At 73.5% G+C, this 7908-nt stretch carries 6 protein-coding genes; 3 read left to right on the plus strand and 3 right to left on the minus strand.

Going from position 1 to position 7908, the window contains the following annotated elements; translation table 11 throughout:
• The 3 genes from PUR56_RS00815 to PUR56_RS00825 form a co-directional block, all read right to left on the minus strand.
• Positions 1–2304, minus strand: coding sequence for a M4 family metallopeptidase (locus PUR56_RS00815; RefSeq protein ID WP_329947420.1), 2304 nt, complete (start codon positions 2302–2304; stop codon positions 1–3).
• 611 nt (positions 2305–2915) lie between these two features.
• Entirely contained in the window at positions 2916–4355 is a 1440-nt protein-coding gene (locus PUR56_RS00820) for a hypothetical protein (RefSeq protein WP_329947421.1), read from the minus strand.
• Between the two features lie 111 nt (positions 4356–4466).
• Positions 4467–4841 carry a winged helix-turn-helix transcriptional regulator gene (locus PUR56_RS00825; RefSeq protein WP_329883547.1) on the minus strand — a complete coding sequence of 125 codons (375 nt, stop codon included), beginning with the start codon at positions 4839–4841 and terminating at the stop codon, positions 4467–4469.
• Positions 4842–4980: 139 nt separating this feature from the next.
• Here PUR56_RS00825 and PUR56_RS00830 point away from each other — a divergent pair, with 139 nt between their 5' ends.
• The 3 genes from PUR56_RS00830 (at position 4981) to PUR56_RS00840 (ending at position 7015) form a co-directional block, all read left to right on the plus strand.
• A complete protein-coding gene (locus tag PUR56_RS00830) occupies positions 4981–5949 on the plus strand; it encodes an NADP-dependent oxidoreductase (protein WP_329883548.1) in 969 nt (322 codons plus the stop codon).
• A 65-nt stretch (positions 5950–6014) separates the two neighbouring features.
• Positions 6015–6335: an NIPSNAP family protein gene (locus PUR56_RS00835; protein ID WP_329883549.1), complete on the plus strand. Its 321-nt coding sequence runs from the start codon at positions 6015–6017 to the stop codon at positions 6333–6335.
• A gap of 170 nt (positions 6336–6505) precedes the next feature.
• Complete coding sequence (locus PUR56_RS00840; RefSeq protein ID WP_329883550.1) at positions 6506–7015, plus strand: hypothetical protein; 510 nt, start codon at positions 6506–6508, stop codon at positions 7013–7015.
• Positions 7016–7908: the final 893 nt, after the last annotated feature.

Below are 7908 nucleotides of genomic sequence, written 5' to 3' on the forward strand. Positions count from 1 at the left end.
TCAGCCGCCGATCTCGACGGAGAGGTCGTCGAGGACGAAGCTGGTCTGGTAGATGCCGTCCTCGCTGCCGTTGAACCTGACGGTGACGCTCTGCCCGGCGTAGGAGGAGAGGTCGAGGGTCCGCCGGGTGTAGCCGGCGGCCCGGTCGAGGTTCGAGTACATGACCAGCTCGGTGCCGTCGACCGTGACGGTGAGCCGGTCGTACGGGACGGAGCCGGTGGTCTCGGCCGAGTCGATGTGCAGCCAGTACCCGAGAGTCGCCCGGCAACCCGCCGGGATGGTGACGGTCTGGGAGAGAGTGTCCCGGCGGGAGGAGCCGTAGCCGTTCAGCCAAGCCTTCCAGGCGCCGCCGTGCGCGGCCTGTTCCGGGCTGCCGTCGACCAGGCCGTTGCCGGCCGACCACGGCGCCGCCTCACCGCTCTCGAAGCCCGCGTTCGCGAGCAGCTGGGCCGAGGGGCACGGACCGGTGCCGTCGGTGACGGCCCAGGTGAACTCGGTGGTGCCGGCCGGCCCCGAGGCGAAGGTGGCGGTGACGGTCACCGGCCCGGACCCAACCGCGGTGGGCGTGCCGGTGACCCTGCCGGTGGCGGTGTCGATCGAGAGCCCTTCCGGCAGGCCGACCGCCGTGTAGGTCGGCGCACCGGCGCCGCCGACGGTCGGGATCAGGAGGTCGACCGTCGCCCCGAGCCCGGTGACCTGGTCGCCCGGGTGGGTGACCGCCGGCGCGGACGGGAAGGCCACTCCGACGTTGACGGCGGCCCAGGCGTCCGCCACGCCGCGGTGCTCGTCGCTGCCCGCGCCGTACAGGTCCTCGGCCGCGCGCAGGGTGGCGGTCCGGGCTCCGGCGTAGTCGGTGGTGGAGGTCATGTAGACGGTCAGTGCGCGGTACCAGACGGCCGCCGCCCTGTCCCGGCCGATGCCGGTCACGGTGCTGCCGCCCCGGGTCGGCGAGTCGTACTCGACGCCGTTGACCACCTTCGCGCCGCTGCCCTCGGAGAGGAGGTAGAAGAAGTGGTTGGCGACGCCGGACGAGTAGTGGACGTCCAGACCGCGGATGCCGCGGTACCAGTAGTCGGCGGACTTCGCGTCCTTGGAGGGCTTGTCCATGTACCGCAGGGGGGTGCCGTCGCCGAACAGGTCGGCCTTCTCCCCGATGAGGTAGTCCGGGGTGTCGGCCGGAAGGGCGGCGTGGAACTCCACCATGGATCCGAAGATGTCGCTCGTGGCCTCGTTCAGTCCGCCGGACTCCCCGGAGTAGACGAGGCCGGCCGTGGCGCTGGTGACGCCGTGGACCATCTCGTGGCCGGCGACGTCGACGCTGGTCAGCGGATGGGTGTCGGCATCACCGTCACCGAACGTCATGCAGAAGCAGTCGTCGTCCCAGAACGCGTTGACGTAGCCGCTGCCGTAGTGCACGCGGCTGAAGGCTCCGACGCCGTCTCCCCGGATGCCCTCGCGGCCGAAGTTCTCCTTCAGGTAGTCCCAGGTGGCCCCGACACCGAAGTGGGCGTCGACCGCCGCCGACTCGCGGTTGGCCGGCAGGCCGTCACCCCAGGAATCGGTGGACCGCTGGAACACCGTCCCGTTGCCGGACCTGCCGTTTCCCATGTCCGTGGTGTAGGCGCCGCCGCGGGTGCCGTCCCTGAGTTCGTACCCCGAGTCCGTCGGAGTGGTGCCGATCGGGACCTCGCCGACGTGGACACCGTGTCCGCTGCCGGTCTGGACGCCCTCGTAGGTCTGGATCACCGCGCCCGTGGCCGCGTCGGTGACCACCCGCAGCTTGCTGGGAGTCCCTTCCGGGTCGACGGAGGCGATGACGGTCTCCCAGGCCAGGCGGGGCGAGTCGTCCACCGCCCAGACCACCAGTCGGGGCGCACGGCCGACCGAGGCTCCCGCCTCGGTGCCGAGTGCGGCCGCCTGCGCCGTCGGGGCGTCGACGGCCGGTGCGGTGGCGAGACCGGTCAGCGCGGCGGCGGAGGCCCGGTCGACACCCCTCACCGCGCCGTCGGCGCCCTGGTGCACCACCAGGTCTCCGCCCAGGACGGGGAGTCCGGCGTAGGTCCGTTCGTACCGCAGGTGCCGGGTGCCGTCCGCGTCACGGACCGCGTCCTTGGCGACCAGCTTCTCCTGGCCCGAGAGCCCGAGGCTCCTGGCGAGGTCGGTGCTCTGCCGATCCGCGGCGGCCAGCGCCGCCGCCCGGGAGGCGGGCGCCGTCGGCACGGCGGGTAGCGCTTGCGCACCGCTCAGCGGGGCGCCCGTCACCAGCAGCGCGGTGATGACGGCGAGTGAGGCGAGGCTGCTCATGGAAGCATGACGGGACACGGGCACTCCTTGGCCTGCCGGCCGTGGATACGGCCGGTTGCTGGACCTGCGCCACCGGGTGTGGCGCGGGCGTGCGGCCGGTCCGACCGTCGGCGTCGGGAACGCCGGGACGGGCCGCTGCGGCTCTGGGCGGTGTGCGTGGTGCGATGTGCGTGGTGCGGAAGGACCGCGCCGCACAGCAATGCCATGTTCATGACATGCAGACGGAGGCATGTCTCCTCACCGGGATTCGCCACACGCCGACACGAATGTCCCGTCGACACGAGTCGCCGCGTGACGTTCGAAGACTAGCGACCCGGTGTGACGTTGCGTTCGTTCATGAGTGTTCACGTGTCATTCATCAACGGATTCCGGCCATCTGACGGGCAGACCGTGCCCTGCGAATCCGCCGGTGAGCGGCCCCACCCGGGCCCGGCCAGCTCCGCGCGCGCCCTCCACCTGGTCCGACGCCGGCTGCGTCCGCGCGGGTCATCGGCCGAATGGCCACCCCCCTGCGGGACTTCACGGTTGCCGCCTTCCCCGTGCCGGGCCGAGGCCACACGGGGGAAGGCGGGGGGCGGGCCCCGCTCAGGGCCCGCCCCCCGCCGCGCACGTCACCCGTGCCGCGCCGCCCTGCGGCGCCGCAGAAGGACGAGAGCGCCGGTCCCGGCGCCCAGCAGGGCGACACCGGCTCCGGCGATCACCGCCTCGTGGTCACCGCCGCCGGTCCGGGCCAGGCTCCGCTCCAGGGCGTCGGCCGTACTGGTCGCCTTGGCGACCGCCACCGGCTCGATCTTCAGTGGCGCGCTGGTCGGGATGTCCATCGGAAAGGACAGGGGCACCGGCCCGTCGTCCTCGGTGGTGGCCGCGGTCGACGGCACCGCCGACGCCGTGGGGCGGTTGCCGACGACCGAAGGTGCCGCGCTGGTGGGTGCCGGCGCAGCGGCACGCGTCGGGGTGGCCGAGCGCGTGGGGGTCGCGGTGGGCGTGGTGGTCTGTGTCGGCGTGACGGCGGGCGTGGGGGTGACGGCGGGCGTGGGGGTGGGAGCCGCGACGGGCGTGGCGGTCGCCACCGGGGTCGGTGTGGCCGTGGGCGTCGGCGTGGGCGTGGGCGTCGGGGTCGGCGCCGCCGTCGGAATGGCCGTGGGTGTCGGCGAAGCCGTGGGCGTCGGGGTCGGAGTCGGCGCCACCGTCGGTGTGGCCGTGGGCGTCGGGGTGACCGCCGGGGGCGGGGTCGGGGTCGGGGTCGGCGTCGGAGCGGCCGTGGGCGTCGGCGAAGCCGTGGGCGTCGGCGAAGCGGTACGTGCCGGGGTGGGCACGGGCGTCGGAGAAGCCGTGCGGGTCGGGGTGGCCACGGGCGTCGGCGAAGCGGTGCGGGTCGGGGTCGCGGCGGGGGCCGGGACAACAGGGGCCGGCTCCTTGATCCTGAAACCGGCACAGCCCACCGCGCACGCGCAACCGAAGCTGCCCTCGTCCACGGGCAGCCCGGTCCGGTCGTCGAGCCGCGCGGCGAAGGTCACCGGCGCGACGCCGGCCTTGCCGGTCGGCGCCCCGGCCGGGAACGAGGTGCGCACGTTCAGGACGAGGGTCCGCCCCTTCCGCACCGCCAGGAGCGCGTCGTCCGAGACGCCGTCGCCCTTCTTGCCCCCGAGCACCACCAGGACGCTCCCGTCGGTTCCCTCACCACCCGGGGCGAGCGAGCCGGGGAGCCAGTCGGTGCCTCCCGGCAGCCGGTACTCGACCTTGAGGTCCGCCGCCCGGAGGTCACCTGCCTGGTTCTTGAACTTCAGCAGGGCGAAGGCCACGAAGTCGTGGGCCGTCGGGTTGGTGACGGTGTATCGGAACTCCCTGGGCGCCCCGCCCACCTCGAACTCCCGGGGGACCCCCGTCACCGACGGCTCCAGACCCCGCTGCAACGGGACGTCGAGGTGCGGGGCCGGGGCCGACGGGCCGGCCGACGCGGCACCGGTGGCGGCGCCTGCCACACCGACCGGGACGGTCGACAGGACGAGTGCGGTGGCACCCGCGAGGATCAGACTGCGGGGGGTGGACACGTGGTCACCTTCCGGCGAGGAGGAGTTCCGGCACCGTCTCGGTGCCTGCCGGTTAAGGAGGTGGGGCAGACCTGTCGATCCCGCGGGTATGCGAATTCGTTACGGACGCGGCTACACCGGCACCCGCAGGCCGGTGCCGGCGCCGTCGATCCTCTCCTCGACCCACGTCCGGAGGAGGCCGAGCGGCACGGCCGCGCTGTGACCCAGCTCCGTGAGGGCGTACTCCACGTGGAGGGGTACCGCCGGGTAGACGGTGCGGGTCAGCAGGGCTGCGTCCTCCAGGCGGCGCAGGGTCTGGGTGAGCACCTTGGGGCTGACGCCCTGCAGGCGCCGCTGGAGTTCGCCGAAGCGCTGGGGCCCGTCCTCCAGCGCACCGATGGCCAGGGCGGACCACTTGTTGGCCAGGAGGTCGAGCATGGCCCGGCAGGGACACTGGGCCGCGTAGACGTCATGCTGGTCGTGCTGACCCGTCGCGCACTCGATCATCCGTACCACTCCTCACCCGGCAACTTCCCAAAAGGAAGTAGTAGACCTTGCGGGTAACTATATGCCCAGGGATACCGTCGAGAACATAGCAACGAGGCCGTCGGAAGCCTCCCGCCCACGTCTGACCCGGGAGTCCACCATGTCTGTGAACACGATGCGCGCAGTGCTCCTGGACCGCTTCGGCGGCCCGGAGGTCCTGAAGGTCGAGCAGGTCCCTCGGCCCACCCCCCTGCCGACGGAGGTCCTCGTCCGGGTGCACGCCGCCGGGATCAACCCGGTGGACTGGAAGACCCGCTCCGGCGGGGGGATGGCCGGCGTGCTGGGCGAGCCCCCGTTCGTCCTCGGCTGGGACGTCTCCGGCGTGGTCGAGGAGGTCGGCTTCGGGGTGAGCACCCTCAAGCCCGGCGACGAGGTCTACGGGATGCCGTGGTTCCCGCGGGCCGCCGGCGGCTACGCCGAGTTCGTCACGGCACCGGCGCGCCAGTTCGCCCGCAAGCCCGAGAGCCTCGACCACGTCCGGGCCGCCGCCGTCCCGCTGGCCGCCCTCACGGCCTGGCAGGCCCTGGTCGACACCGCGGGGCTCCGGTCCGGCCAGCACGTACTGGTCCACGCCGCCGCCGGCGGGGTCGGACACTTCGCCGTCCAGATCGCCAGGCACCTCGGCGCCCACGTGACCGGCACCGCCAGCAGCGGCCGGCACGACTGGCTCACCGGGCTCGGGGCGGACCGGCTCGTCGACTACACCTCCGTCCGGTTCGAGGACGCGGTCAGCGACATGGACGTGGTCCTCGACCTGATCGGCGACGACCACGACCGCACCAGCACCCGCTCCCTGGAGGTGCTGCGCCCCGGCGGCCTGCTCATCGCCGTCCCCTCCGGAGTCTCCGCCGGACTGCAGGACGCCGCCGCGGCCCTCGGCAGGCGGGTCAGCGCCTTCCTGGTCGAGCCGGACGGCGCGGCCCTGGCCCTGCTCGCGCAGCTCATCGACGCCGGGGCGATCGCGGTCGAGGTCGAGGAGGTCTTCACCCTGGAGGACGCCGCGAAGGCGCATGCCCGCGGGGAGACCGGTCGCACACGCGGAAAGCTCGTCCTCGACCTCACCTCCTGAGCCGGCCCTGCCTGCACACCACACTCCTTCACCACACTCCGATACCCACGCGAGGTAGGCCTGCCGTGTTCTACGAGATCCGCCACTACGTGACCAAGCCCGGCCGCCGGGACGAATGGCTCCGGTTCATGGAGCAGACCGTCATCCCCTTCCAGAGCTCGAAGGGCATGGTGATCACCGCGTCCTTCACCGACGAGGAGGATCCGGACGGCTACGTCTGGATCCGGCGGTTCGAGGACGAGGAACAGCGCGCCGAGGCGTACGCCGCCGTCTACGAGAGCGACCGCTGGACCGACGAGCTCGGTCCGGCCGTGGCCGACCTGCTCTTCCTTGAGAAGTCCGTGGTCACCCGGGTCGTCCCGACGCGCCGGTCCCTCCTGCGCTGACCCGTCGGCCGAGCGCCGGGGAGTGTCGGCCGGACACTGCCCGGCGCTCGGCCGTGCCGGCCCCGGAGCCGCGGCGGGACCGCGGCGAAGGCGGCAGCGGCACTCTTCGGCAGCGATGTCAGCCGCCCGGGCCGTCGGCCGCGGGCGAGGTGGGCCTTCCCGTCTCGCCGGTGCTCGGGGCCGCCGAGGTGGGCCTGCCCGTCTCGGCGGCGCTCGGGGTCGGCGACGGCCCGGACTCCGCAGGAGGTCCGGTCGGGCTGTCCGACGCGGCATCGCCCGGTCGGCCGGCGGGCGGCTCGGGGGACGGCCGCCTCGTCTCGCCGATGCTCGGGGCCGGCGACGGCCCGGCCGCCTCGGCACGCTCGGACGCCCTGCGCGACGCGGAGTCCCCGGGCACGGCGCGCTCCGTCGCCGGCGGCCCGCTCACGCCGACGGCGGACGAACCGGAGACCGACGGAGACGGCCGGGCGGAGCTCGGCTTCGCCGTGTCGGGGCCGGTCGCCGGCATGGCGGCGCGCCCGCCCTTCGACGTCGACGGCGCCACGGACGGGAGGGCGCCGGCGGGGCGAACGGCAGCACCGGTGGGGGCCCCGGTCGTCGACGAGGCCGGCCCGGCCGACGCGCCCACCGAGAAGGTGACCTCCGGACGGAGGCTCTCGCCCTCCGGGCCCTCGTACTGAACGGCGGCGGCGGTGCCGCCGACCAGGGCCGTGGCGGAGACCGCCACCGTCCACCACAGCCCCCGACGGGACCGCCCGCGCCGCTCCGCAGCGTCGTCGGCATCCGGCGGGGGCAGCTGTGCGGCACGGGCGGTCGCGGGTGCGCGGTGGACCACGATCGTCGGTTCCCGGTCCTCCGCCCGGGGCCCGGGCCGACCCGGGCCCGCCTGCTCGTCCTCCGTTCGGGCGGCGGCCGCCGAGCCGCCTCGCCGGGGCTGTTCGCCGCGGGGCACGAAGGCGCTCCAGGACGATGCGGGCTCTCTCACTGTTCTCCTCAGGCTCCGGGCCGGACACTCGCCGGCACGCGCCGGTCCGCGTGCAGGTCGCTTGGGTACGAGGGGTACGACCCACAGCCGTCCCGCGGGTTTATCGAACCGTTACGCATCCGGCACCGCTTCCCGCACCCGCACACCGCCCGGGCCCGACCGGCGGTGGAGGGGCCTGGCGGGGGCTTCCACGCGAGCGACGCGCCGCACGTCACAAGGTGGTCTCGACGCCGAAACGCCCTTGACGTGGATTCCGAAACAGAGGTGTCATATCTCCACCGCGTTTGAACCTGTTCGTTTCTGGTTTATTACGTTTGATTCACCCTCTACCCGGAGCGAGTCGAACCGAACCAGTCAAGGGTTCTTCACATCGCGGTCCGCCGCCTTGGGCCCCCACCTACCTGCGCACCACCGCACCCGTTCCGCTTCCATCGGCGCGTGCGGTTCCGAAGGAGCTCCCCATGTTCCGTTCCACCAGCCGTACCGTCGCCGCGGCGGGTCTGCTGCTCGCTCTCGGTCTGACCACCGCGTGTTCGACCGGTCAGGAGGCCGCGTCCGGCAGCGGCGAGGTCGCCAAGGTCGACGGGA

The organism is Streptomyces sp. BE303, assembly GCF_036290945.1.
In the GTDB taxonomy this organism is placed as follows: Bacteria; Actinomycetota; Actinomycetes; order Streptomycetales; family Streptomycetaceae; genus Kitasatospora.

Coding starts and splice junctions, on each gene's coding strand:
- PUR56_RS00815 (WP_329947420.1), bottom strand. CDS start 2,304: ATGAGCAGCCTCGCCTCACTCGCCGTCATCACCGCGCTGCTGGTGACG.
- PUR56_RS00825 (WP_329883547.1), bottom strand. CDS start 4,841: ATGATCGAGTGCGCGACGGGTCAGCACGACCAGCATGACGTCTACGCG.
- PUR56_RS00830 (WP_329883548.1), top strand. CDS start 4,981: ATGTCTGTGAACACGATGCGCGCAGTGCTCCTGGACCGCTTCGGCGGC.